The sequence below is a fragment of the Mesorhizobium sp. M1A.F.Ca.IN.020.06.1.1 genome (genome assembly GCF_004023265.1).
Taxonomy (GTDB): Bacteria; Pseudomonadota; Alphaproteobacteria; order Rhizobiales; family Rhizobiaceae; genus Mesorhizobium.
In genome coordinates this window covers 1-408 of record NZ_RZSR01001843.1, presented here as the reverse complement: position 1 = coordinate 408, position 408 = coordinate 1, and the positions used below count along the sequence as shown (strand labels likewise).

At 65.7% G+C, this 408-nt stretch carries 1 protein-coding gene and 1 pseudogene; both read right to left on the bottom strand.

Annotated elements, in window-relative coordinates:
• Positions 1 to 268, bottom strand: a pseudogene (locus EOA60_RS37175) (GNAT family N-acetyltransferase); the annotation flags it as partial.
• Positions 268 to 408: bifunctional ornithine acetyltransferase/N-acetylglutamate synthase (locus EOA60_RS37170; RefSeq protein ID WP_206628494.1), on the bottom strand; the 141-nt coding region annotated here is incomplete at its 5' end. The pseudogene EOA60_RS37175 and the gene EOA60_RS37170, both read right to left, overlap by 1 nt.

Here is a 408-nt window from a genome sequence, read left to right as displayed (position 1 = left end):
AAAGCGGCGACATACGAAAGGTCAGCGGCCGGCCGTAAGCCTCGAAGCGACGGCCGGCGCGCACGATGCGTTCGGCAATGGCATGCGTGTCGCCGGGATCGAGCGGATTGACCGAATTCAGGCGCTTCGCCGGATGGCCCGCCGTCAGCCGCACCAACCATGTCCCGTCATAATGAACGGCCGCCGCCGGCCAGGCGCGAAAGCCCGCCGCCTCGTAGCGGCGCACGATCGCGAGCACGCTTGCCGGATGCGTCGACACCGGTGCCATTAGCTCCGGTAGTCGCCATTGATGGCGACATATTCCTTGGTGAGGTCGCAGGTCCACACCGTCGCCTTGCCGCGGCCGATGCCAAGGTCGGCGCGGATGCGAATGTCGTCGCGCTTCATATAAGCCGAGGTCGCTTCTTC